26 protein-coding genes are annotated in these 22,777 nt (G+C 51.6%); 24 read left to right on the top strand and 2 right to left on the bottom strand.

From position 1 onward, the window contains the following. Positions 1-46 precede the first annotated feature (46 nt). From NSU01_RS29715 to NSU01_RS29640, 16 genes are all read left to right on the top strand, one after another. Positions 47-1,609 carry a phage portal protein gene (locus NSU01_RS29715; RefSeq protein ID WP_256704036.1) on the top strand — a complete coding sequence of 521 codons (1,563 nt, stop codon included), beginning with the start codon at positions 47-49 and terminating at the stop codon, positions 1,607-1,609. Beyond that, complete coding sequence (locus NSU01_RS29710) at positions 1,606-2,445, top strand: phage minor capsid protein (RefSeq protein WP_076248221.1); 840 nt, start codon at positions 1,606-1,608, stop codon at positions 2,443-2,445. The genes NSU01_RS29715 and NSU01_RS29710 overlap by 4 nt, the downstream gene beginning before the upstream one ends. A gap of 86 nt (positions 2,446-2,531) precedes the next feature. Continuing rightward, on the top strand, positions 2,532-3,209 hold the full coding sequence (locus NSU01_RS29705) for a hypothetical protein (protein ID WP_076248223.1): 678 nt from the start codon (positions 2,532-2,534) through the stop codon (positions 3,207-3,209). Between the two features lie 94 nt (positions 3,210-3,303). Then, positions 3,304-4,392, top strand: coding sequence for a DUF5309 family protein (locus NSU01_RS29700; RefSeq protein WP_076248226.1), 1,089 nt, complete (start codon positions 3,304-3,306; stop codon positions 4,390-4,392). Between the two features lie 17 nt (positions 4,393-4,409). Beyond that, positions 4,410-4,643: a hypothetical protein gene (locus NSU01_RS29695; RefSeq protein ID WP_076248229.1), complete on the top strand. Its 234-nt coding sequence runs from the start codon at positions 4,410-4,412 to the stop codon at positions 4,641-4,643. A 14-nt stretch (positions 4,644-4,657) separates the two neighbouring features. Continuing rightward, the gene (locus NSU01_RS29690; protein WP_076248231.1) at positions 4,658-5,044 is read left to right on the top strand and encodes a hypothetical protein; all 387 of its coding nucleotides are present in this window, start codon (positions 4,658-4,660) and stop codon (positions 5,042-5,044) included. Then, positions 5,044-5,364: a hypothetical protein gene (locus NSU01_RS29685; RefSeq protein ID WP_076248234.1), complete on the top strand. Its 321-nt coding sequence runs from the start codon at positions 5,044-5,046 to the stop codon at positions 5,362-5,364. Before NSU01_RS29690 ends, NSU01_RS29685 begins: the two co-directional genes overlap by 1 nt. Continuing rightward, a complete protein-coding gene (locus tag NSU01_RS29680) occupies positions 5,364-5,741 on the top strand; it encodes a minor capsid protein (protein ID WP_076248236.1) in 378 nt (125 codons plus the stop codon). Before NSU01_RS29685 ends, NSU01_RS29680 begins: the two co-directional genes overlap by 1 nt. Before the next feature lie 56 nt (positions 5,742-5,797). Continuing rightward, positions 5,798-6,328: a hypothetical protein gene (locus tag NSU01_RS29675; protein ID WP_076248239.1), complete on the top strand. Its 531-nt coding sequence runs from the start codon at positions 5,798-5,800 to the stop codon at positions 6,326-6,328. A 61-nt stretch (positions 6,329-6,389) separates the two neighbouring features. Continuing rightward, on the top strand, positions 6,390-6,821 hold the full coding sequence (locus NSU01_RS29670) for a hypothetical protein (protein ID WP_144026209.1): 432 nt from the start codon (positions 6,390-6,392) through the stop codon (positions 6,819-6,821). Positions 6,822-6,898: 77 nt separating this feature from the next. Continuing rightward, a complete protein-coding gene (locus NSU01_RS29665) occupies positions 6,899-7,123 on the top strand; it encodes a hypothetical protein (RefSeq protein ID WP_144026210.1) in 225 nt (74 codons plus the stop codon). 6 nt (positions 7,124-7,129) lie between these two features. Continuing rightward, entirely contained in the window at positions 7,130-7,528 is a 399-nt protein-coding gene (locus tag NSU01_RS29660; RefSeq protein WP_076248246.1) for a hypothetical protein, read from the top strand. After that, complete coding sequence (locus NSU01_RS29655) at positions 7,525-11,112, top strand: hypothetical protein (protein WP_076248248.1); 3,588 nt, start codon at positions 7,525-7,527, stop codon at positions 11,110-11,112. The genes NSU01_RS29660 and NSU01_RS29655 overlap by 4 nt, the downstream gene beginning before the upstream one ends. Then, positions 11,109-11,654, top strand: a complete 546-nt coding sequence (locus tag NSU01_RS29650) for a phage tail domain-containing protein (protein WP_076248250.1) — start codon at positions 11,109-11,111, stop codon at positions 11,652-11,654. Before NSU01_RS29655 ends, NSU01_RS29650 begins: the two co-directional genes overlap by 4 nt. Before the next feature lie 72 nt (positions 11,655-11,726). Then, positions 11,727-12,131, top strand: a complete 405-nt coding sequence (locus NSU01_RS29645) for a hypothetical protein (protein ID WP_076248252.1) — start codon at positions 11,727-11,729, stop codon at positions 12,129-12,131. Between the two features lie 21 nt (positions 12,132-12,152). Continuing rightward, positions 12,153-14,510, top strand: coding sequence for an SGNH/GDSL hydrolase family protein (locus NSU01_RS29640; protein ID WP_076248254.1), 2,358 nt, complete (start codon positions 12,153-12,155; stop codon positions 14,508-14,510). On the opposite strand, the gene NSU01_RS29635 is transcribed toward NSU01_RS29640, so the two are convergent. Beyond that, positions 14,507-15,118, bottom strand: coding sequence for a DUF1919 domain-containing protein (locus NSU01_RS29635; protein WP_144026211.1), 612 nt, complete (start codon positions 15,116-15,118; stop codon positions 14,507-14,509). The genes NSU01_RS29640 and NSU01_RS29635 overlap by 4 nt on opposite strands. 232 nt (positions 15,119-15,350) lie before the next feature. On the opposite strand from NSU01_RS29635, the gene NSU01_RS29630 reads away from it, so the two are divergent. The 8 genes from NSU01_RS29630 to NSU01_RS29595 all read left to right on the top strand — a co-directional run bounded on the left by NSU01_RS29630 (position 15,351) and on the right by NSU01_RS29595 (position 21,632). Further along, positions 15,351-16,232 carry a hypothetical protein gene (locus NSU01_RS29630; RefSeq protein WP_076248256.1) on the top strand — a complete coding sequence of 294 codons (882 nt, stop codon included), beginning with the start codon at positions 15,351-15,353 and terminating at the stop codon, positions 16,230-16,232. A gap of 547 nt (positions 16,233-16,779) precedes the next feature. After that, positions 16,780-17,301, top strand: a complete 522-nt coding sequence (locus NSU01_RS29625) for a phage tail domain-containing protein (RefSeq protein ID WP_076248258.1) — start codon at positions 16,780-16,782, stop codon at positions 17,299-17,301. Between the two features lie 17 nt (positions 17,302-17,318). Beyond that, a complete protein-coding gene (locus NSU01_RS29620; protein ID WP_076248261.1) occupies positions 17,319-19,472 on the top strand; it encodes a phage tail protein in 2,154 nt (717 codons plus the stop codon). Positions 19,473-19,499: 27 nt separating this feature from the next. Then, positions 19,500-19,691, top strand: a complete 192-nt coding sequence (locus tag NSU01_RS29615) for a hypothetical protein (RefSeq protein ID WP_076248263.1) — start codon at positions 19,500-19,502, stop codon at positions 19,689-19,691. After that, the gene (locus NSU01_RS29610; RefSeq protein ID WP_076248265.1) at positions 19,691-20,014 is read left to right on the top strand and encodes a hypothetical protein; all 324 of its coding nucleotides are present in this window, start codon (positions 19,691-19,693) and stop codon (positions 20,012-20,014) included. Before NSU01_RS29615 ends, NSU01_RS29610 begins: the two co-directional genes overlap by 1 nt. Before the next feature lie 3 nt (positions 20,015-20,017). After that, on the top strand, positions 20,018-20,794 hold the full coding sequence (locus NSU01_RS29605; protein WP_076248267.1) for a M15 family metallopeptidase: 777 nt from the start codon (positions 20,018-20,020) through the stop codon (positions 20,792-20,794). Beyond that, a complete protein-coding gene (locus NSU01_RS29600; protein ID WP_076248270.1) occupies positions 20,794-21,000 on the top strand; it encodes a hypothetical protein in 207 nt (68 codons plus the stop codon). Before NSU01_RS29605 ends, NSU01_RS29600 begins: the two co-directional genes overlap by 1 nt. Positions 21,001-21,125: 125 nt before the next feature. Beyond that, positions 21,126-21,632 (top strand): hypothetical protein, encoded by a 507-nt coding sequence (locus NSU01_RS29595; protein WP_076248272.1) that lies wholly within the window; start codon positions 21,126-21,128, stop codon positions 21,630-21,632. Between the two features lie 51 nt (positions 21,633-21,683). Here the strand turns inward: NSU01_RS29595 and NSU01_RS29590 are convergent, their stop codons facing one another. Next, complete coding sequence (locus NSU01_RS29590) at positions 21,684-22,613, bottom strand: hypothetical protein (protein ID WP_076248274.1); 930 nt, start codon at positions 22,611-22,613, stop codon at positions 21,684-21,686. Between the last annotated feature and the right edge of the window lie 164 nt (positions 22,614-22,777).

The following is a 22,777-nucleotide window of genomic DNA, read 5'->3' as shown; positions in this document are numbered from 1 at the left end:
TTCCTCATATTATAGAATACGGACAAGTCGGAAAGAGGGTTCGAATTTGACGAAATTATTCGCAACGGGCGAAATTTACCCGCCAGAACGCGATATACCGCGCCTGGCCCGCTATAAACGCGGCCGTACGATATTTGACGGTCGCCATCCGGAGATATATGACCGCGCGTCGTCGCTACTAAAAGATACGCCACACGCTGCGCAGCTTAAAACGCTGTTCATCGCGGTTAACCTCATGGACATACTGCTCACGAAGCCGGCGGACTTACTTACCGGTGAGCCCCCGACGTACGAGAGCGGTATGGGTCCGGGCTCACGCGAACAGGAGCGCCTCGACTCGATCGTCGAAGAGAACGACCTCACGTTAACCGCGCACGAACTCACAATCGGCGGCGGCTATCGCGGTGACTCGTTTATCAAAACGTATTTCGCCTCGCGCGCTGACGTCACTGAAACGGAAGAACTCGGTTTGCCTGCGCCGGAATCGCGCTTAGAACCGATTATCGAAGCTGTGCCGGCGAATATCGTATTTCCGGAACTCTCGCGCGGCTCCCGTAAGAAATTCAGCGCGATTAACATCGCATGGATCGATTGGGTCGAAGAACCCGGCGGCAAAATTGTGCGCTGGCTCTACGGAAAGCCAACGTCATACGTGCCGTACCTCGTAGTCGAGCGCTATGTGCCGGGTTACATCGTATACGAGCGCTATGAGCTTACGGAGGCTGGCGTTAATAGCGAATGGGGCGTGCCGATCTCAACGTATCTTATCGGCGAGCAGATCGCAACCGGCCGCGAGGTTGACGTAGTCGAAACGGGAACGCCGGAGTTGTTAATCCGCCATATCCCGTACAAAAGCGTCGATGACCGCTGGGAAGGTATTAACGGAGTCGAGAAGTTGGAAAGCGTATTGAGCGCGATTAATGAACGCTTGGCTCAGATTGACTATATCCTCTGGAAGCACAGCGACCCCTGGATGTACGGACCGGAAGACCTCGGCGATGACGGCGACAGTACTGCCGGTGCTTTACGCGGTGGCGGACGCTACATACCGATCAGCAAGGAGGACCAGGCTCCTGGCTATATGGTGTGGGAAGGTCAGCTAGAAGCCGCGTTCAAGGAGCTCGATATCCTCCTCGGCCTCGTCTACCAAATGTCGGAAACTCCGCAGTGGCTATTCGGAACAACGCTCGCCAACGATAAGGGCGGAACCGGCACGTCACATACGGACAGCGGCGCAATCAAAGCGCGATTCATGCCGATCCTGGCGAAAGTTAACCGTATCCGCGCGCACGTCGACCGTGCTCTCCGCGACGCTATCTGGACCGCGATGCAACTCGAAAACTTCGCGAATCGGGGCGTTGACGGTTGGGTACCGTACGAGCCCGTTTACCCGCGCATCGTATGGCGCGACGGTCTGCCAATAGACGAAAAGGAAGCGGCCGAAGTCGCTAGTATCCGTACCGGCGGTAAGCCTACGCAATCCGTACACGACGCAGTGAAGACGCTCGACGGTGTTGACGACGCGCAGGCAGCCGAGATTATAACGCGGATTGACGCAGACGAGGAGCGGACGTTGGGAACGGTAGAATCGACGGTGTTTAACGAATGACGCCGCTGATCCCGGACCCGACGTACGATTACGAAATAGCGCTGCTCGTTCGCGCTTATAAGAACGCGCTGCTCTCGATTAGCGCGGAACTATCACGCTTAGATTTAACCGCAATGTCACGCGCGAATGCGAAGGCCGCACTCGCCGAGGTTGCGGTTATTTTGCGTGGTCTGAACGCGGAGTCTGCAGCGTGGGTTGACCGCTATGTTCCGAAGGCGGCTACGGACGGCATCGCGCGGGCAATCGTTAACCTCGGCGCTGCGTCTACGCTTGAGGACGCGGAGAAGATCGTTAAGTTTAACCGGATTAATCGCGAATTTGTGGCGTCGGCAGTCGCGGACACACAGGCGGATTTATTAGCGGTTACGCAAAACGTTGACCGCCGCGTTAAGCTGGCCGTACGACAGGCGACCGCCGATTCAATGCGCGCTAACTTGACGCGGGGAATTAACGGGAATCGAACGCTTAACGCCGATATCCTACAGCGGATGAAAGGCACGCTAGGCAGCGCTGTGAATACCGGAATCATTGACGCAGCCGGGCGCAGGTGGCAACCGGAAGTGTACGTCAAGATGGTAACACGCACGAAGATGGCGTCGACGCACCGTGAGGCGGCCGTCAATGAAGCGGTCGGTCGCGGCGCTTACTACGGAGTGATTTCGCGGCATAACGCGATTGATAAGTGTCGCGGCTACGAAGGCACCATCGTTAAGCTGACGCCGGACGCTCCGGGGGATTACCGGTATTTCGCGGACCTTCCGCGTAATGAAATTTTCCATCCTAATTGTCGCCACGTAATAACACCGATACGCGATCCGAAGTTAATGGAGCAATAAGGCTCCGCGTCCCTTACGTATAAGACGCGATAAACTGGACGGTCAGACATATTAGCGCCGACGGGCCTTAAACGGGAGGATACGCTATGAAACGATTATTCAACGGATTTATCCCTTTCTATAACGCTGATAATGGCGCGGGAGAGGGCGGAGAAAAACCGACTAAGATCGAATTTACAGCGGAGCAGCAGGCGGAGTTAAATCGCGTTATTGCGGATCGAGTCGACCGAGAACGCAAGAAATTCGCGGATTACGACGACCTGAAAACGAAGCTAACTGCGCTTGAACAAGCGGAGGCTGAGCGCGAGGCCGCGAAACTGAGCGATACCGAACGTTTGGAAGCGGAGAAGGCGACCGCGCTCGCTGCTGCGGAAGATGCAAAGGCTGAGCGTGATAAGGCGCTAACTACCGCGAATCAGCGTTTGATTAACGCGGAATTTAAGGCGCTGGCTCGCGAAGCTAACGTGCCGGCCGAACGCCTGGCCGCAGCGTTAAAACTGGCGGACTTGGCGGGAGTCACCGTCGATGATAGCGGAGATGTGGTTGGCGTGAAGGGAGCGGTCGAAGCGTTGGTCGCTGCGCACGGTTATCTCGTTGAGAAGACGCAGGCAAAACCGATTGGTGGCGCTAGTGGCGGGAAGGCCGATCCGCCGGATAAGACGAAGGAACAGTTGCTTAAAGAAGCCGCAGATAAGGCGCGAAAGACCGGTCGTATTGAAGACCGGATGGCTTACGCCGAGCTTAAAGAAAGATTGACTAAGTAAATAAATACCAGAAATAAAGTCGCGGGCAGTTGGCGGCTTATTTTATTGCGCGGATTTATCCGTAGCACTCAATTTACAGGGGGAAACACACACAATGTCTAAAGTATATAACTCATCTATCGTAGGTAAACGGGAGTCTATTGCAGATGAAATTTTGCTGCTTAATCCACACCAGACTCCACTATTGAACTTGCTGGGGTTTGCTGAACCAATCACTGCAGTTGAGCACATTTGGTACGAGGATGAAATGTTCCCGGATGAGACCGTAACTACAGCGTCCGCACTCGTAGGCGCGACCGCCATCGTCGTTGCAGACGTAACGCCGTTCCGTGTCGGCTCTGTAATCAAAATCGTAGACGAGCTACTGTTCGTATCCGCGATTGACTCCGGAACCAAAACGCTGACCGTAACGCGAGGATACGCTTCGACTACGGCCGCAGCAGTTGCTTCCGGCGCAAAAGTTGAGTTCATGTTCGATGAAGGTGTTGAAGGCGCGGATGCTCGTTCTGCTCGTTACAAAGCGCGGGTACGTAAGTCTAACCTTACACAAATCTTCACCGATACGGTAGACCTGTCAGGTACAGCGCAGGCAATCGCACAGCACGGTGTTGACAACTTGTATGAATATGAGAAACAGAAGAAACAGCTCGAACTCGCCCTGCAATTGGAGAAGGCTGCTATTAATGGTATCGCTTATGAAAACGGCCAGGTCCGTCAGATGAAGGGTATCCGTCAGTTTATCCAGACTAACGTTACCAACGTCGGCGGCGCGGTAACATTGGCGGCAATTAATACGCTGGCTCAGACAGTCTTCGAAGCTGGTGGGTTCTCTAGCGGCGGTGACTACAAGGTTATGGTCGCGGCGAAGCAGAAGATGGCGCTATCAGGCACGGATGCTAATAAAATCACTTTGACGCGCGGTGAAAACACTCGCGGTCAGGTCGTAGACAAGATCGTAACTGATTTTGGTGAGTTCGAAGTTGCGCTCAATCAAAACCTTGCTCCGGACGAACTGTTCCTCGTTGATGCCAATCGCGTTAAGATTCATCCGCTGGCGACCCGCGAGTTCGGGCACACTTATCTCGGATTGATCGGTGACTCCATGCGCGGCCAGATCGTAGGCGAGTACACGCTCATGCTCGAACAAGAAAAAGCTCACGGCCGCCTGAAAGGCTTGTCGTAATATAACGGAGGTGTACGATGGCGACTTACGAATCGCACTATCAGCAACTCGGATTTTACGTAGACGGAGGCTTCCGCAGATTTAGCGGGGGCCTTTTTCATACGGACGATCCGGCGGAAATAGCCGTACTTGACGCGTTAGTTGACGCCGTACGGATTTCGGAGGAACCGCAAGCAGTCGCGGATACACCGGCGGAGGAAGTTACCGCCATTAAGCCCGCGCCTAAACCGCGCAGAACCTCCGCTAAATAAACGGAGGTGTTTACGTGGCAATTACGGTAAATGACGCAACAACGTATATCAACGCGAACTGTATCAGTATTGACGATTGGACAGACGCTGATGACGCCAAAAAACTACGGATAGTTAACGTGGCAGGACGGACGCTGACGGACAAATACGCTCAATACACGATACCGGACGCAGCAGTTTACGAATATGCGAACGCGCTGGCAATCGCGTTTAACGATACGAACGCGCTGCAGCAGCAAGGCGTAGCGAGCTTCGGACTGACCGGCGTAGCGAATTTTACGTTTAAGGACGGACTGAAAACGGGGCTCGACTCGCTGATTCCTGACGTCGTTTATACGCTGATTGGCGCGGCTAACGGCGTTAAGCTCAGTAAGCGCGCGGTTAAGTGGGTGACGATGTAATGGCGCTGATACCGCTCAAGCAACTCGTTACAATTACGCCAGCCGGCGGTTTCGATCCGGATTACAATACGCCGATACCCGGTGAGCCATACACGCTGCGCTGCCGGTTTCAGGAGGGCGTTAAACTTGTGCGCAATCAATACGGAGCCGAAGTCGTCAGCGTCGGTACGTTTTACTTCGATAAGCTGGCGGATATCGGCTTAGACGCCACACTTACGTATACCAACGAATTAGGAGACGCGGTGACCTACGATCCATTAACCATCGGTGTAAAACGGATGCTGAGCGGTCGGTCGATTCTAACGGAGGTGAACGTATAATGGCGCTAACATTAGCGGATATCAACGCGGCAGTCCGGCTCGCAATGCCTGGAATCATCGTAGTCGGCAACGACTTTATCGCGGCTAACCCGGATGATTGCGCTTATGTACGGATAACGGGCGGACCTCCACCCCGCGAGTGGTCGTCCGTTGCGTATCCGTCGTTTCAAGTGATCATACGCGCTAAGTTATCCGCGACAGCCGAGACGAAAGGGAACGCGCTGATTACGGCGCTGCACGGTAAGGCGGAATTTATGCTCGGGAGTACGCGCGTGGTTAAATGCCAAGCGGATCAATCAGCGCCGTGGTATCTCGGTCCGGACGAGAGCGGACGCGCGCTATACTCCGTCAACTTCACGTTAACAACATCGCTATAAACGCAGGGCTGTCCGTAATCGGGCGGCTCTTTTTAATTTAAAGGGGGAAATAACGAATGGCTCAAGACTTTAGCAAAATCGAGATAGGCCCGGCAATCGTTGAGTACGGTTCAGGCGGAACAATGGTTACGTTTGAGACTACGATCGGAGGCGTTGTACTCAATACGGAGACTACGTACCGCGAACAGAAGACGGATCAGACCGGAGAAACTATCGTCGATAAGCGCATTACTGGCCGTAACGTCAGCGTCACCGTTCCATTTGCGGAATATGAGATCGACGTCATTCCGAAGATCATGGCGGGCGCGGAGGTGGTTACCGGGACAGGCGGATCGAAAGTCCTGCTTAAGACCGGCGTAGGTGTGAGTCTGCTGGATACCGCTAAGATCGCCGTAATCAAGCCACTTGCGCACAAAACTGATCCGGACTACTGGCTCACGCTGCCACTAGCGTTTTCGGAAACGGACCTCTCGTATTCGTTCAATAACGAGAACGAACGCATCACTAACGTAACACTCCGTTCGACACCGGACGAAGACGGCGTCATCCTCATCCTCGGCGACGACACAATTACCGCAACTCCGTAAGCAACGCATGACACGAAAGGGGCGCTTAACCGCGCCTCTATTTTATTTATAGGGAGCGAAAATGATGCAGCTATTTAAGCGTTCAGATAAAGCGGAAATTCCCGCAGTAGACCCGTCCGCAATCCTTCTCGGCGGCCAGGCGGTTAAGGTGCGCAAGGTAACGATCGGCCAATGGCGCGAGCTCTACAGCGTTGTCGGCAACTTACCGCAATTGTTAATCAGCGTTGTAACCGCGCCTGCAGACAGCCGGATACCGTACCTGCTCGCGGTCGTAGAGAGCGCAATCGACGACGTAGTTAACGTGGTTGCGGTGCTGACCGGACTAGAGCCCGCGTGGATCAACGAGAACGTATCTCCGGACGAACTGATGGCGTACTTTGTCGCCGTTGCGCGCGTGAACGATTTCGGCGGACTCCTAAAAAACGTGCAAGGCGCTCTAAAACTGACGCAAACGCTGGACAAGGCAGCGGACGCAGTGATGAGCGCGGAATAACGCTAGACCAATTCTTTATTGACGCAGCGGTCCGTTTGGGCAAAACGCAAGTTGAGTTCGAACGCGGCTACTACGTTATGGACTTACTCGACGTACTCGAAGCGGAGACACGGCGCAAGGCTGGCGAAACGCTGGACGCGCTCAACGTTAACGTGATGTCGCATTCGACTAGCGTAGAGGATTTCCGTGCGTATACGGATGGCCTACGTAATGCGGCCGGATTTAAGCAGGATAGCGCGCCGAAGTACGACGAAGCCGGAATCAAATTACTCCGCGATCAGATGCGGATAGGAGCGAGGTGACCGGATATGACATTTAGCGCAGATACAGCGGGACTTTACCGTTTCCTAGCGCAGCAAGAAGCGAAAGTAATCGCCGGAGCCATGTCCGGACTACACGACGCTACGGACCGTCTGCTCGCGGACTCGCGAAATGAAGCGCCGCTAAAGACGGGTACGTTGCGGATGACGGCGGGCAAGCGCGTTAAGAACGAGAACGGTCATATTTACGGAGAGGTGTTTTATTCCGCAACGGAAGAAGCGGGCGGCGTTCGCTTTAACTACGCGTTGCGCGTTCACGAAATGGGCGAGTATAAGCATCCGTCTACGCCCGGTACGCGCCCGAAGTTCCTTTCGCGGCCGCTGCGTACGAACGAGCGGCTATATCAACGTTTTGTAAATGACGCGATAAGGAGGGCGCTAAGATGACGGCAGGCGGCACGAACGTCGGCGAAATACAGGCGCGGATAACGCTAGAAATGGCGGAGTTCCGGCGTCAAATGGAGGAAGCGCGTCGCCGGATACGGGAATTAGAAGGCGATACGCGGCGTGGCGCTGACGGATTCCGCGATATGGGAAGCGCGATTGCAGGGCTCGCGGCTGGCGCGGGATTATCGAAGCTAGTAAACGAAATGATGCGCGCAGTCGAAGCGGCTACGAAGCTGCATTCGGCATTCGCGGGACTCAACGCGGTCGCGAAGGGATTCGGCGTTCAAACGAAGGATGCGCAGGCGGCCGTACAAGAGCTGTCTTCGCGCGGGTTCCTCTCGCTGACCGAATCGGCACAAGCGTTTAAGACGGCGCTATCTACCGGATTAAGTCTCGAAGAGGCGACGAAGCTGATTAACTCGCTCGCGGACTCAGCGGCATACGGGCGGCAGTCGTTCTATACGATGGGCGGCGCGATACAGGCGTCACTTGACGGGATTAAGAACGGTAACTCTGTACTCGCGGATGCGGTCGGGGTAACGAAGAATCTCAGCGTTATGCAGAAGGAATACGCAGCGACGATCGGAACGACGGCCGGTAAGCTTACGGACGCGCAGAAGATTCAGGCGGCGTACAACGGATTTATCCGCGAAGGTATCTACTACGTCGGTAACGCGGACCAGGCGATGCAAGGAATCATCGGTAGTCAGGCGCGCTTTACGCAAGCTACGAATCAAGCCACGGTCGCAATGGGCGAAGCATTTACGCCGGTTGTCCAAAAAGCGCTCGATACGCTGACTCCGCTGATCATCGAACTCGCGGACTTTACGTCGGCGAACGCAGAACTCGTATCCGGACTCGCAACGGGAACGGCCGGCTTTCTTACTCTCATCTTAGTGTTGACGGGATTTTCTACGCTGTTAAAAACTATCCCGGCGCTATTTACCGCGATTAAGGTCGCATCGGCAGGACTCGGACTAGCGGCTGGACCGTTAGGAATAGCGCTCGTAGCGGTCGGGGCGTTAGCCGGCGCATTCGGAGCATTAACCGCCGCTAAAGCGAAGGATAAAGCCGCAACAGAAGCGATGCTGTCCGCGCAGAAGGATCTTAACGAGCTGCTTAACAAAGCGCCGATCGACCGTACTGCTGCGGACATTGATACGCTGAAATCGAAGACGGAGGAGCTTACGCCAGTCCTCGAAGAACGGGCGCGGCTGCAGGAGCGTCTTAACGAGATTCAGGCGGCAGGCGAAGCGGGAACGGCGTTACCGGAAATGTTTGCGGAGGCCATGGAAGTTAACGATGCGCTCGGCGAACTCGACGCTAAGCTTGAAGGACTTGGTTACACCGGCGTTGAAGAGGCGACCGCTAAGCTGGCCGAAATGAACGCGGTTGTTAAACGCGGAACGATCGCGCTGACCGAGCAGGATAAATCGGAGGCGGCCGCACTCGCAACGAAGAAACAGACGCTCGTACAAATGAGCGCGCTGGCTAACGAGTTTAAGACGCTGAACTCTGCCCAAACGCTGGACGCCGCGCAGAAAAACCGCCTCGTTGACATTACGGAGAAACTAATCGATCAGTATCCGGAGTTGAACGCGCGCCAGGGCGAAGACGGCCGTATCCGCGCGGATAACATTGACGTGATCATATCGCAGATCAGCACGGATAAGCGGTTTACGGATCAAGCGGCGGCTAACGTGACTACGCGTATCCGCAACTTCGGGAAAGAAGCTGCAGCGCAGGCGCAGTCGGTACAGACGCAGATAGACAACTTGACGCGGCTTAGCGATGCGTTAGCGGTTGCGTCCGGTGCTAAAGCGAGCTCATTCGCCGGCGACATGGCAGCGCGTGAGGAGCAGAATACGCGCAGAACTAGCGGTCTCGTCGGCGACATCGTAACGAATGGGATCATCACGCAGGCAGTGACATCCGGAGCGAAAGCGGAAATCGACGCTCAACGTGAGGAAGCGCTGAAACAGCAGCAGAAGTACGCGGATGCGGCGCGGGAAATGGAGAAGCTGGCGTCGCAAGTCGAAACGGGTACGCAGGACTTTACGAAGGATATTATCGCGCCCGATCCGGATAAGCCGGCGAAGGAAAAGAAAACGAAGTCAGCGGCGGAATTGGCGTCCGAAGCGCGTAAAGCTGCGTATGACGCCGATCTCAAGACCGTGCAGTTTCAAGCGGATTTCTACGAGATGACCGCCGACGCGCAGATAGAGCGTTATGAAGTATTGCGCAAGAAACACGCTGCCTTCCTGAAAGAATCCGTTGATGATGCGCGGACCCTCACGCTGCAGCTTAAGCAGCTATCGGAGGACAGCGTACAATCACGCTACGACTTTAGCGCTACGTGGATCGACGCGGAAGAAAAGCGCATGGAAGACAGCGGTAAAACGGAGCTCTCCATCGCGGAAATGAAGCTCGCAAGCTGGACGCGGTTACGCGATCGATATGCGAAGGACAGCGAACAGTATAAGGCAGCGGATGATCAAGTCCGCCAATCGCGTAAGGACGTCGCGACCGAAACGGAGCAGGCGGCGCGCGACCAATACGAAGCGTCCTCGAAGTGGATCGACGCGGAAGAACGCCGTATGGAAGCCGCTGGCAAGTCCGAATCCGAAATCGCGCAGATGAAGATCGACGCGTGGACTCGCGTGCGCAGTCGCTACACAAAGGATTCGGACTATTACGCGAAGGCGGACGAGGCGCTATACCAATCGCGCAAGGACCTCACGAAGCAGACGGTCGCCCTCGCGGAAGACCTCGTCAAAGCGGAGAAGGCCGCAATAAAGGAAGCGAAGGACGCGGACCTCGACGCAATCGATGCGCGTAAGAAGGCCGCTATGGACGATTATGACGCGCGTATTGACGCGATCCAGAAGCTGCGTGACGCGAATAAAACGCTTAACTCTGACGCCGATTATGATACGCAGCTACGTGAGAAACGCGCACGGTTAGCGGAATTGCAGAGCGCAGTTGGACCGGCCGGCATCGCGGAACGTGACGCGGTACTCAAGGAAATCGAGCGCATGCAACTCGAACATGACCGCGAACTCACGGACCGTACGCTAGAAGCGCAGCAGGACGCGTTATCCGACGAGAAGGCAGCGAACTCAGCCGCGTACGACGCTGAGAAGACCGCAGCCGAAGCGCAGTACGACGCGCTGCTTAACTCGTTCGAAGCGTATAGCGGCGATATCAAAACGGTCGAGGACGGAATCGCAGCGTACCGCGTAAGTTCCAGCGCTACCGCAAACAGCGCGATCCTCACGGAGCTCGATACGTTCATCGCGCAATATAACTCGAAGATGGCGGCTATATCGTCAACCAGCGTAAAGGCGGCGTCAAAGGCGAGCGGAATCACGCTGAGCTCAGCGCAGCAGTCTACGTTATGGGGCGCGCTATCTACGCCGAGCCTAGCGGTTGCAGCGCCGGCCGCCGTTACGCAGATTACGAATAATATCGATATGGGCGCGAAGGAAGTCGTACTTACGGATAAAGCGGATATCGTCGGTTATTACGACGAAAAGACCCGCGCAGCCGCACGTCTGCAAGCGATGGGGGTGAAGACGCTATGATCTACGATGTAGCGGTAAATGGCGTTTGGCTATCGGAACACGGGGCGGCATTACACGATCGCAGAATACCGGTCCTCCCGGAGACGGACGACAATACGGTCAAACTCGCGAATACGGACGGCGTCGTTGACTTCGGCGCATCTTACGGAGCGCGTCCGATTGGCCTAACGTTTGAGATAACGTCGAGCGCTGCGGAGTATCACCGGACGCTGGCGTATCTGGCGCGGACCTTTAATAGCAAGCGCGGTGAGATCACGTTAGAGTTCGCGGATATGCCCGGCAAGTACTACGTTGCAATCTACGCGGGAACGCTCGAACTTGGCGCGACCGGTAGCCGCTTAATCGACGTGAACCTGCGTATGAACGATCCTTGGCCGGTCGGTCCGGAAGTCATAACGGAGTTTACGATCACCGCGAGTCCAACAGCGGTCGAGATCGAGTCGGAAGCGGATGTACGGGCGCGGCCAGTGATTACGATGTCAAACAACGGAACGACTACGGTTAGCGGCTTTACGGTAACGAACGAATACGAATACCAATAAACGAAGACAGCGCGGAGGGACGTCGGATAGCGGCGTCTTTTTTGCGTTGATCTAACGGAGGAGAACGAATAAATGGCGATGCAAATTTCGAATTATCTCAGCGCTATCCTACTGAACGCGGCTCTGCGGAATACGGCGTTTACTGGCCCGGCTACGGTTTATATCGCGCTATATACGTCTGATCCGACAGCAGCGGATACCGGCACGGAAGTTAGCGGAGGCTCATACGCGCGCCAGGCGGTAGCATTCGGAGCGCCGACGTTAGTTAGCGGACAGCAAACGGTGAGTAATACCGCAGAGGTCGTATTCCCCGTTGCAACAGCGGATTGGGGACTCGTAACGCATATCGGATTAAAGAGCGCAGAAACCGGCGGTTCGCTGCTGTGGACGAAGGCGCTCGATAATCCGCGCACACTACTCGTCGGCGACCGTCCGAGATTCGCGGTATCGAGTACGTCCGTTAAATTCACGCAGTAATTACGAGAGGGGAACGAATAGATGGCGCAGGTAGAAATGTTTCCGGCGGTTGCGAACTCGCCAGCAACGGAATTAACCGCAGCACTAACGGACATAGCAACGACCGTCTCCGTATTGGATGCGTCGAAATTACCGGACGCTCCGAATATTGCGACGATTGGCGTAGATGAGAGCGCGGAAACGATTAAATATACGGGAAAAAGCGGCAATGACCTAACGGGGGTAACGCGCGGATTCAGCGGGACAACTGCGAAGGCGTGGGCGACCGGCGTAGGAGTGGCGCGGTACTTTACGGCGTACGATGCGGATGCGCTGCGGGAGAATGTGGCGGATGTTACTGCGCAGTTGGCGGATGTAGCGTACGGAGGCCAAGCGTCCTTATACGGAGTAGAACCGACTGGCGCAGACCAGACTGCGGAGCTTAACGCTTATTTCGAGGAATTGGCGGACAAGGGCGTTCGTTACGCAATGTTCGATAAGCCCGGAACTTTTGTACCGGAGAGCGCGCTTTCTGGCACATCTAAAGTGCTGAAAATCGGTAACGCGGAAATCAGCAAAAAGAATCCCGTTAACTGGTTTACACATATCTCTAAGACGTTCCGTGGGTTCAGCGGAAAGATTAACGCTAGTTCGATGCGAGGTCTAACCGAAGCGAACGATATGGGAAGCTTTCGGAGAGTAGCTGAAGCGTTATCGCAAAATCAACCCGTAAAAGTGTGCTTTTTCGGAGACAGCATAAGTACAGCAGGCTGGGACACGGCAAACCTGAAACTGAGATCGGTTAAAAGCTCAACAAACCCACTCGGATACATTAATGGCCCAGACGCATCGGTTGAGAGCGCGGCGTACCCTATTAAACTAATGGATATGCTTGTTAACTCTTTCCCTGACACCACATTCAAATACTCAAACTTCTCTATTGGCGGCGAGACAATCAATAATTGGGGAGCAAGTAGAACGATTCTAGTAGATGGGGTATGGACAACAAAGACATGGATTGACATGTGCAAAGATACAGCGCCGGATCTACTTGTTATAAGCTTCGGAATGAACCATGTTAATAATGATCAGGCGAGAGTGTTCTCTTATTACCTCAAAACTTTACTGGATTATGTTAAAGCGAATTTTGCTGTTATTCCTGATATCGTCGTGTTGACAAGCCCGCGCTGTGCATATCTTCCCGGGGAAACAACTTGGGGCACGTACACCTCTCATGCCTCTATTCACGCTGCTGCCAACGCCGCCAGAGCAATTAGCCAAGAATATGGCGCATACGTTTGTGACGTAGCTCGGATAACCGACATTAAGCGTATGGGTGTGGATCTAACAAGACCAATGCTCAAAAAAATGAGCGTAACGGATTTTAATAAGATTTTAACCGGAGTTACAGACAACGGCGACGGAACATATTCCTTTATTAATGGAGCTTCACTTTCTCTTGCGGGGAATCTGCAGAAGGATTTCCAATTGAAACTAAAACTAAACTTTAATGTTTTGGGAGCGAGCACGGGTCATTCTCTCACCCTGAAATTCAATAAGACTAACCCTGGATTTTACGACAATGCGGTTATTTTCTATCCGAAATTTACAAGCAACCTTGCGAAGATCGACAGTGCAATGAGGATAGCAGATAATGCACATTATACGACGTTTATCACCGGTAGTTACGCGGATACCGTGGCTTATGAAAGTGTTGACGTTGTACTAACGATCACTAAGCAGGGGCCGATTGTTGAAATTAAGCTAGGCGACAACGAAACGCGGATCATCAAGGATTACGCTGACTGTTGGGATGTTCCGGGAACACTCGATATGCTGTACACTACCGGAACCGCCGGTGAGTCATTACTGGTCAAATCAATTGAGGTGTGGGGCGCGGAATATCCGGAATATCTACCGGTGCTGCTTGACCGTGAGATGTTCGGCGCTTATGCTGCCGGAGACTACTCGGTTAAACAGCCGTACGGCGGAAACGGGGTTAATCACCCTTCAAGCATCGGAATAGAAGAGGGCTACGTACCGGCGCTGGCAGAGTTGGTCGAGGATATCAAGCACGTTGCCAGCATACGTAACCGCAATACGGATTGGAGCCTGTTCCCCGTTACGGAGACAAAGGACAGTGTAGACTCTGGTAAGGCTGGTTACAGCCGCATTGCGCTCGGAAGCATAACGGACTATCCGATACTCACAGCACGGCTTGTATCATCCGGCGGCACGGTGTACAAACTGCAAAAGGCATATAATGCCAGTGTTTATGATCACTTTAGTCTCCTCGGAACAAATGAGTTTGGCATCTACAACTCTGGTGGAGTCACTACGATCATTATTAACGCAGTAGCCGCAACGGGGTGGGTAGTGACTACACATAGACGTGCTTAGCTGATTTTACCTGTGTTAAGCCATTTCACAGCATTAAAGTATTTTTTGTAAACGAGCATCTCATTATCGACAGTAGGAGAATTTTCGAATTCTCTAAACCAGACTAGGGAGTGAATGTCTGGAATATTCCTAGAAGAAAAAAACACTTTAGGGTAAGCAAGAGCGTCAAAACGCTGTATGTGTTCTTTCGAAGCAAGATCTCTATCAGAAAATTTAATAAATATATTATTCCAATTAAATCGGGCTAGCCTACGGTTCCATTTCTCGTAGGCCTCATTTTCGTCGGTATAGTGCATAAAATGGATTTCGATGTCGTGCAGTAGACCGACGGGGTAGCTCGGAGTTTCTTTATACTCGGACGTATCAGTGAAGGTCAACGGTGTGTGAAGATAGTAATCGAGGTTTTCCAATAACTTAATGTAGCAAGGCCCATAAATAAATAAGCCAACAAATGGCGTGTTATACGGTTTTCCTAAATTTTTATATACTTGACCGCCCCAGCAGTTGTTTGAGATGATACTGAAATTGTCGTTTTTTAGTTTTATTCTCGAATTGAAGTTTTTAACGAATAATCTTGTGCTCTTTAACGTTTTAATAATATTGCTCACTGTGCTCGCTCCTATTTTCAACTGTTGAGTATTAACATTGTAAAATTAAGTCTGCTTGTTATCTATGAAGTATATATTATTCATTATTATTTGTTAACTTCATTTTCGGTAGTGACTAGGCATAGACGTACGTAAGTAGAAGATAATGCACATAGAATCTTATGGAACAAAAGATAATAATTCCCTGATTTTATGCTATTATAGAATCATAAAATATAAAGGCGGGGGTATATTGAAGGAGATAATTAAGAGTTTTCAATGTGCTAAGTGCAGATCAGGTTCGAACTTTAATCCGCAATATGTTGAGGATAACATTAAGCAGATAGGTTTAAAAAGAACACTACAGTTACCTGTAGTGTGTCAAGATTGCGGTAATGAATTTTCGATTTTCCAAGGAATAATTGATGCTCTTGTTTTAAATAATGTTTGGCCAGATTTCATTTGTGATGTTAATTATGGAGGAGAAGTAGAGGTTGTCGTTGGTAAGGAGTTTACAATTGATCTACCATCTCCTGTCCTTATCGAGAAGGTTTTCTTAACCAATGGGAATGCTTTCGCCTTAGTAGTGCCTAGATATCTAGAGGGATGTTCAACTTCAAAGTTTACTATTGTTTCGTCAGAGATTGAAGGAGAGCATACTGATTATAGAAAAGTTGGAGAGGCTCATACCGTATCCTGGTCCATGCACGGTAAAAGTGGGAATCGTTATTCGGAGACGTGGATTCAACTTTTAGCTCAAGTAAAAGAACTTATAATGCATCGACAGTATGAAATGGCGGTGTTAAGTTCCGAAATTATGTTTGAAAGCTTTCTTGATTCAACTATTTACAAACATTTACTTCGTGATGGAAGTTCACATGATACAGCATACACTATGTTGGAGTCTATCCCTAGTGTGCAGACAAAAGCACATAAGCTATTAAAAAGCTTATGTGGTTACGGATTACAAGATAATAAGCAAATAAATAAAGAGTGGCTAAATCTTATGCTTATGAGAAATAAAATTGCTCATGGAGAGGACGTTGCAGCGGATAAAGATAAGGCTTCATGGGCATTCAGAACTGCATTAGATTCAATATTCTATATTTATATTATGAGCGATATATACGAGTAAGTAGGACCATACTGCGCATTAACTTGGGATAGTTATGCTCTGATATGTATAATAAGTGCCCATACTACTCGCTTGCAGATAGGCACTTATCATTAGCGCAAAACCGGATAACTTACTTTTGCCAATACTGCTTATTCATGAAGTTTAGGAAGTAACTGACCATAAAAACAAACACAACGCCGTCAATTAGAAGTCGAATAAATTCGCCCATTTAGCTCACCGCCTTTCTATGAATACTACGATATACCCTCAAATTGTTGTTTACTAGAGTCCAAACGACTCCTTATTTACCATTTTTTGAAACATATGAATTATCCGTGTTGAGTTTGCTGTTTAGTATAGGAGAAGTCCTTTAGAAATTTCGTATAGAAGCGAAAAAATCGGATTGGAGTATATGGAGAAAAATATTATTATTTTATCCAATTGACAAATAATTTTATAGAATTTGATGTTAATCACAGTTCCCAACGCACGCGCCTCCGCAATCACGCGGGGGCTTTTTACTACGCAATTTTAACGCTACCCTCACGAAAGGAGACGCACGCCTATGTCGTTTCACAGCGCATTCAACCGCGCGCCCTTCAACCGCTCTTACGCGTTCCAAGCGTTCTTTAACGTTACGATTGCGTCTGAATCGTCCGTATCCGCACGCCTAACCGCTGACTTCGCGGTCGGCATCGCTTACGAATCGGCTACGCAATTTAACGGAGCTCCAACGCGCGATATCCCGGCGGCTGCTACATTCGCCTCGGCTACGGAATTACTCACGCAGATGATTCGCGAGCGCCTACACGCAGCGGGCATCGCATCGTCAACGCAGTTTAGCGCGGCCGTCCGCTATATGCACGTCGATTCGCTTACGTTTACCGGCGATTTCGACCCCGGCGATAAGCTCGTTATTGACGTTAAGCGCCAGACGATTACGCTAAACGGAGTCAACGCGATTCACTTGCTCGACGGTGACTTCTTCGAGCTCGGCCTCGGCCTCAACACGGTAACATACGCAGATGACGAAGCTGCCCGCGAAATCCTGACGCGCATCACGCATCGTGACCGTTATCTATATTAACGAAAGGAGGAATACGCTTGATCAACGCATTACAATCGTACGACCGTTTCCGTAAGCGCATCGGTATCCTTCGTGACGCTTATGATATTACGCGGGTCCGCCGGATCAACGCGGATTATACGCTGACTTTTAACGTCCCTCTGACGTTCGATGACTTCCGCGATAAGTTACCGCTGAAAGGTCACGTAATGGATGAGCGCGGCCAATATTACGTAATAAACAGCCGCCAGCGCAACCGCGACGACCGCAAGCTAACCGCGCAGATATCGTGCAGCCACGTTATGTTCAAACTCGCGGATTATAAATTCCCGTATGCGTCGTACATCGCGGAGGGCTTCGGTAAGCACATCACGGAATTAACAGCGCTGATCGCTGCGGCTACGGGCAGTGTATTCGCTATTTCCGTTGATGACACGTTTGACCTCGCGGACGTTAAAGCGTTCGGCGGCGGTAACTGTCTCGAAGCGCTGAACGCAGTACTCACGCTATATGGCGCGGAAGTCGAACCGGATAACTTTACGCTGCACCTGCGGAAAAAGATCGGTAATTCCGCGTCAGATTACCGTGTGCAGATTACGCGCAATTTGCTAACCGCAGCCTTCACGGACAGCGCGGCGTCATTATGTACGCGGTTATTCGCGGAGATGAAGGACTCGCGCACATGGATCGGCCAGCCTGCGTCGATACTTACGGCGGACGAACAGGCGCGGCTACTCGCGGTTAATCCCGGCGCGATATCCGGCGGCGTGCTGACCGTCAATTACCTCGTATCGTCGTACGCGTCCGCCTGGGCCAGCGATACCGTTCCGTTTTACGACGATTTACTTACGGAACAGGACGTTACCGATCCGCTGAAACTTGTAGAGGCCGCGAGAACACGGTTAGCTGAACGCGAAGTACCGGCGCTAGAGGTTAGCGTATCGGCTGCGGACTTATTTAAGATCGATACGCAGGAAGCGCGCCCGGGCCTTGGCGATACCGTTACGCTCGTTGACCCAGCGCTCGGCCTTGCGAACATCACCGCGCGAATCACGGAAATGACGGAGTACCCGTATGCGCCCGATAAGCACACGTCGCTCACGGTCGCCAACGTTATGCGGCGGGATTATACGCAGATCATAGCGGACTTGGAGGCGGGACGGCGCGCGATCGAGAACGTGTTTAGCGGCGGGAGAATCCGGGCGGAAGTATTCGAGGAGTTCGCACGGCGGGCAGTCATCGAGATCAACGAGTCGAAAACGGAGGTTAAATACGATACGCGCGGAATCGTGCTGCAATCTACCGCTGACGCGAACGACCAAGTTATCCTAACGTCGAACGGGATCATCATTACGACGGATGGCGGGGCGACGGCGCGTTCAGCGATTACGGCAGGACGTGTCGTTGCGGAGTCCATCGTAGGGCAGCTCGGAAGCTTCGTAAGCATGGTGATCGGCGCTGATAATAACGTAGTCAAGATCAACACAAACGGCATCAGCGCAGGCCACAACGACTTCGCCAGCGCACCTTTCCGCTTGGACATGGCGGGCAATCTCGTAGCTAACAGCTTGACCGCTAATTACGCGAATATACTATCGTCAAACTTTACGGACGGTGCGATCGTCGGATCGTCGATTAACGTAGGCAGCGGCAGGTTTACCGTAAGCGCTGCGGGTGACGTATACACGGAGGGCGGCGTTTATTCCGGCGGCACGATTACGGGCGCTACGATTCAGACCGCGACGGCCACGCGTAGAATTAAACTCGACGCAGACGGATTCAGCTCATACGATGGTAGCGGAGTTCGGCGTATAGCCATCGTAACGGACGATGACTTCGGCGTTCAGGCGATGCAGTACTACGGGCCAGGCGGAACATTGAGCGGTCTTGTGGACGGACGCGACGGCTATCTAAACGTGTCAGCTGCGGGATCTACGCTAATGCTCGGAGGCCCATCGATTGTAATCGGCGGTGACGTATCTTTTCCGACATTTAACGTGTCCCTTGGCGATTTCGTATCGAGCTTCGATTTTAACAACGTGACTATAGCGGGCGCTCCACGTATCGATGACCTCGAATGGGGCGCATATAACGCCGCCGGATACAATCTCGCGTTCGACACAACTACGCGAAATCTTAAGATGTACAGCCGCAACGGTACGCTGATGGCTACCGTAAATATTCCGGCCTAACCGCCGCACTAAAGGAGCCTACGTTATATGAAAGCACGCGCACTACTCGAATTAACGGTCGACCTCGCGAATCCAGCCTCTGAGCTCGCCGCTGCTATCAGCGCAGTCCTCGGATCAATCGCGCCGGCCCAACGCGAATCTGTGTTACGCAGCCTGGACGAGGAAATCGGCGTCGCGCTCGCGGGGTTTGAGACTTACGAAACGGAGGTGACTACGTAATGGAAGCGATTTGGACAGAGATATGGGCAGCGATTGCCAAGAACGGAATATTTGCGCTTGCGGCTGCAGTCGTCGCATACGCGTTGTGGAAGCAAATGAACCAGATATCGGACGAAGCTAAAGCACGTGAGGAACGAATCAGCGCGGAGTCAAAGATTGAGCGTGACCGCATGCACACGGAGGCACTAGCGCGGGAAGACCGCCTTATGAGTCTCGCGGAAGGATTAACGCAGCGGTTCGAATCGCTCGCGAGCCAATACGAAAACCTGGCGCTTGATGTCCGCGATATTAAAACGGTGGTACACGGAAGGGATGCGGCATAAGAAATGACGTATACAATCGCACAAGTACGCGCGAAGTCCGCTGCTAAGCTGAGCGGGCTTTTAAGCGCGGATAAGGCAGCGGCCGAAGCGTTGATTGACTTCGCGTATGCTTGCGGCGTGCCAATCGTAATCACGCAAGGGCTACGAACAATCGCGGAGCAAGACGGTCTTTACGCGCAAGGCCGGACGAAGCCGGGACAGATCGTAACGAATGCACGCGGCGGCTACTCGTACCACAACTTCAGCGTAGCGATCGACTTCGCGCTACTGCTCCCGAATGGCGGCGTTAGCTGGGATACGAAGCGCGACGGCGACGGTGATGGTATTGCGGACTGGGACGAAGTCGTTGCGCAAGCTAAACGTATCGGTTGGGATTGGGGCGGAGACTGGCGCACGTTTACGGACCTGCCACATTTTGAGATGACGTTCGGGCTCAGCACCGCAGATTATCGCGCAGGCAAGCGGCCGACACAGGCGCAACTTGACGCAGTAATCGCGAGAGTAAAAGGACTATACGAGGAGGCTGACGAAATGACAGCAACGGAGAAAGCGGAATTTAAGGCGCTGCAGGAAACGGTAGCGAAACAGGCGGAAACTATCGCGACACTCGAAGGTAAAACGAAGATGACCGCAATCCCATCGTGGGCGACGCAGGCATGTGTCAACGCGAAGGCAGCGGGGTTCATCGACACGACAGCGGACGGCAGCTACGACTTTTACCGTATGATAACGCTGCTGGATCGGGCCGGGTTGTTCGTAAAGAAAGGAGGCGCTATATAATGAAGAAAGACGATATTATCCGGAAGTTATCCTCGCGTAAGTTTTGGGCGCTGCTGGCCGCGCTTGCTACCTCGGTGCTAACGGCAGCCGGCGCAGGGGATAACGTAGTCCTTCACGTAACCGGCGTAATTGGCGCGGTCGGTGCGTGCGCCGCGTATATGCTGGCGGAAGGGCTAGCGGATGCAACTAATAAGAAGACAGAATAATATCAAAAACGTGCAGCCTTCGGAACAACTCCGCAAGGACTGCACGTTTACATCTAGATATTTACAAATCTAACTAAGTGTCCGATAATTATCGTAAGAATTTTCCAACACTTGGGGGTTAGTCCATGTCTAAAGTTTATCAAACGCTGCTCGACTCAGTCGACAAGCGGAGTATTATTGATTGGGCGGAGGGTAACAGCGCACTTCTCGCTGTGACTAAGGAGCGTGTCTACATTGTGAAGTCGATGACGCTCTCACGCCCTGACATTAAGTCTTATGATATTAAGAGTATCACCTCGATACATATGCAAAAACCCGGTATGCTGACGGCCGGCCACATGCAGATTATTGCAAGCGGAGTTGGAGACAAAACAAAGTCGTTAAGCTCCGCATTTGATTACGCAAAAGACGAAAACACTGTAATGATTAGGGATAATTATGATCATTTTCTCAGACTGGAGCAACTCATTTATAAGCTGAAGGCAGAGATCTCCTCAGTAAATTCAAAAAGTGTGCCAGATAGCGGCGATGTGTTCTTGAAATTGGAGAAGCTCAAGGCGCTGCTAGACGCTAATATCGTGTCCAAAGAAGAGTACGAAGAGAAGCGTCTAGAACTATTGGCGCGGATTTAAAAGCGCAGTCTTTGCGGAGTAGCATCCGTGAGGGCTGCGCTTTTTTTTGCGTTAACTCGAAAAATTAAAGCCGGGCTGCTCTGCCAGTTTGTGAAACGCAGCGTTTGTCTCTTCTTTAAGTTCAAATAATGCTGGACGATATGCTTGATATAGGAGAGCAAACTTATCGAATCTGTAGTTATAAAGCACGTTTTCTTTAAAATAAGGAGCGAACGATAAATTTAACAAATCGTCCTTTTCACATACTGCTTTTAAAATATGGTGGAAATGACTCGCTTCGTCAATGGTGTTAAGTATAAGAAGGGGGTAGGATACGGTTACGTCTCCGTACATGTGCCTCATATCGCCGTCGAGTGTGGGCGTAAAGTAGGTAGAAAAAGACGCATTAAAGGAGGAATGCAAAGACTCAGAAAGGTACCTCTGTTGATTTTCACGTCTGTCATCAAAATCAGAAATAAAATCAGTATCTGCGCCTAATATTCTATAGAGTTGATGAATGAATTTCTTGATTTTATTGCCTTTGCCCTTCCGGTACCAAAAATCATTATTATCATATAGAGAAGTAATGTTTCCGTATTCTTTTGAAAAATCTGAATTAACAAGACTTGTATAAAAAGTATCATGGGACTCTAAGAGAGGACGCAATAGACATTTATAGGAATCGGTGTGCCCTGCGTACAATAACTTTCGCATGCCTAGCATTAAAGAGAAGATTTTCGAACTTAATACGAGATACGTTATATCTTCATTATCTTTCGCAGCAGCCTCTTTGAAAATTTCTAAAACAGATTGATATAATGCTAACGCGCTATCAAACAAAACCAAGCTATCCCCTAGATGTTTTTCCAATGATGCTGCAATAATGCTCTCCTCTCTATGCCTAAGAATATCTGAAAATTCGACTGAAGGATTAATTCCGGATGCTTCTTGAAAGGCTAAGTCATAGAAAACTCCCATACTCTTCGCATTCAGTGGAGTCATAGTCAACCCTCCTTTTACCTTCATAATACACCCAATTATACGGGTAGCTTATACATTGTCAACACGATATGAGAGGGTGTACCCGCGTACATTTAAACCCCACTTTTAACGCTAGAGTGGGCACGGTACTATCATTGCAATCCGGCCGCTATTTCGGTACAATA

The sequence above is a fragment of the Paenibacillus sp. FSL H8-0259 genome, from assembly GCF_037963255.1.
Taxonomy (GTDB): Bacteria; Bacillota; Bacilli; order Paenibacillales; family Paenibacillaceae; genus Paenibacillus_AQ; species Paenibacillus_AQ phytohabitans.
Note: the sequence above shows the minus strand (reverse complement) of the source record. Positions and strands in the feature narration are given on the sequence as shown.

Bases quoted from the DNA above. Each gene is read 5' to 3' on its own strand.
- NSU01_RS29700 (WP_076248226.1), top strand. From the start codon at position 3,304: ATGTCTAAAGTATATAACTCATCTATCGTAGGTAAACGGGAGTCTATT.
- NSU01_RS29605 (WP_076248267.1), top strand. From the start codon at position 20,018: ATGACGTATACAATCGCACAAGTACGCGCGAAGTCCGCTGCTAAGCTG.
- NSU01_RS29625 (WP_076248258.1), top strand. From the start codon at position 16,780: ATGTCGTTTCACAGCGCATTCAACCGCGCGCCCTTCAACCGCTCTTAC.
- NSU01_RS29650 (WP_076248250.1), top strand. From the start codon at position 11,109: ATGATCTACGATGTAGCGGTAAATGGCGTTTGGCTATCGGAACACGGG.
- NSU01_RS29660 (WP_076248246.1), top strand. From the start codon at position 7,130: ATGACATTTAGCGCAGATACAGCGGGACTTTACCGTTTCCTAGCGCAG.
- NSU01_RS29640 (WP_076248254.1), top strand. From the start codon at position 12,153: ATGGCGCAGGTAGAAATGTTTCCGGCGGTTGCGAACTCGCCAGCAACG.
- NSU01_RS29680 (WP_076248236.1), top strand. From the start codon at position 5,364: ATGGCGCTAACATTAGCGGATATCAACGCGGCAGTCCGGCTCGCAATG.
- NSU01_RS29710 (WP_076248221.1), top strand. From the start codon at position 1,606: ATGACGCCGCTGATCCCGGACCCGACGTACGATTACGAAATAGCGCTG.
- NSU01_RS29600 (WP_076248270.1), top strand. From the start codon at position 20,794: ATGAAGAAAGACGATATTATCCGGAAGTTATCCTCGCGTAAGTTTTGG.
- NSU01_RS29590 (WP_076248274.1), bottom strand. From the start codon at position 22,613: ATGACTCCACTGAATGCGAAGAGTATGGGAGTTTTCTATGACTTAGCC.
- NSU01_RS29645 (WP_076248252.1), top strand. From the start codon at position 11,727: ATGGCGATGCAAATTTCGAATTATCTCAGCGCTATCCTACTGAACGCG.
- NSU01_RS29615 (WP_076248263.1), top strand. From the start codon at position 19,500: ATGAAAGCACGCGCACTACTCGAATTAACGGTCGACCTCGCGAATCCA.
- NSU01_RS29670 (WP_144026209.1), top strand. From the start codon at position 6,390: ATGATGCAGCTATTTAAGCGTTCAGATAAAGCGGAAATTCCCGCAGTA.
- NSU01_RS29595 (WP_076248272.1), top strand. From the start codon at position 21,126: ATGTCTAAAGTTTATCAAACGCTGCTCGACTCAGTCGACAAGCGGAGT.
- NSU01_RS29610 (WP_076248265.1), top strand. From the start codon at position 19,691: ATGGAAGCGATTTGGACAGAGATATGGGCAGCGATTGCCAAGAACGGA.
- NSU01_RS29685 (WP_076248234.1), top strand. From the start codon at position 5,044: ATGGCGCTGATACCGCTCAAGCAACTCGTTACAATTACGCCAGCCGGC.
- NSU01_RS29675 (WP_076248239.1), top strand. From the start codon at position 5,798: ATGGCTCAAGACTTTAGCAAAATCGAGATAGGCCCGGCAATCGTTGAG.
- NSU01_RS29655 (WP_076248248.1), top strand. From the start codon at position 7,525: ATGACGGCAGGCGGCACGAACGTCGGCGAAATACAGGCGCGGATAACG.
- NSU01_RS29695 (WP_076248229.1), top strand. From the start codon at position 4,410: ATGGCGACTTACGAATCGCACTATCAGCAACTCGGATTTTACGTAGAC.
- NSU01_RS29665 (WP_144026210.1), top strand. From the start codon at position 6,899: ATGGACTTACTCGACGTACTCGAAGCGGAGACACGGCGCAAGGCTGGC.
- NSU01_RS29705 (WP_076248223.1), top strand. From the start codon at position 2,532: ATGAAACGATTATTCAACGGATTTATCCCTTTCTATAACGCTGATAAT.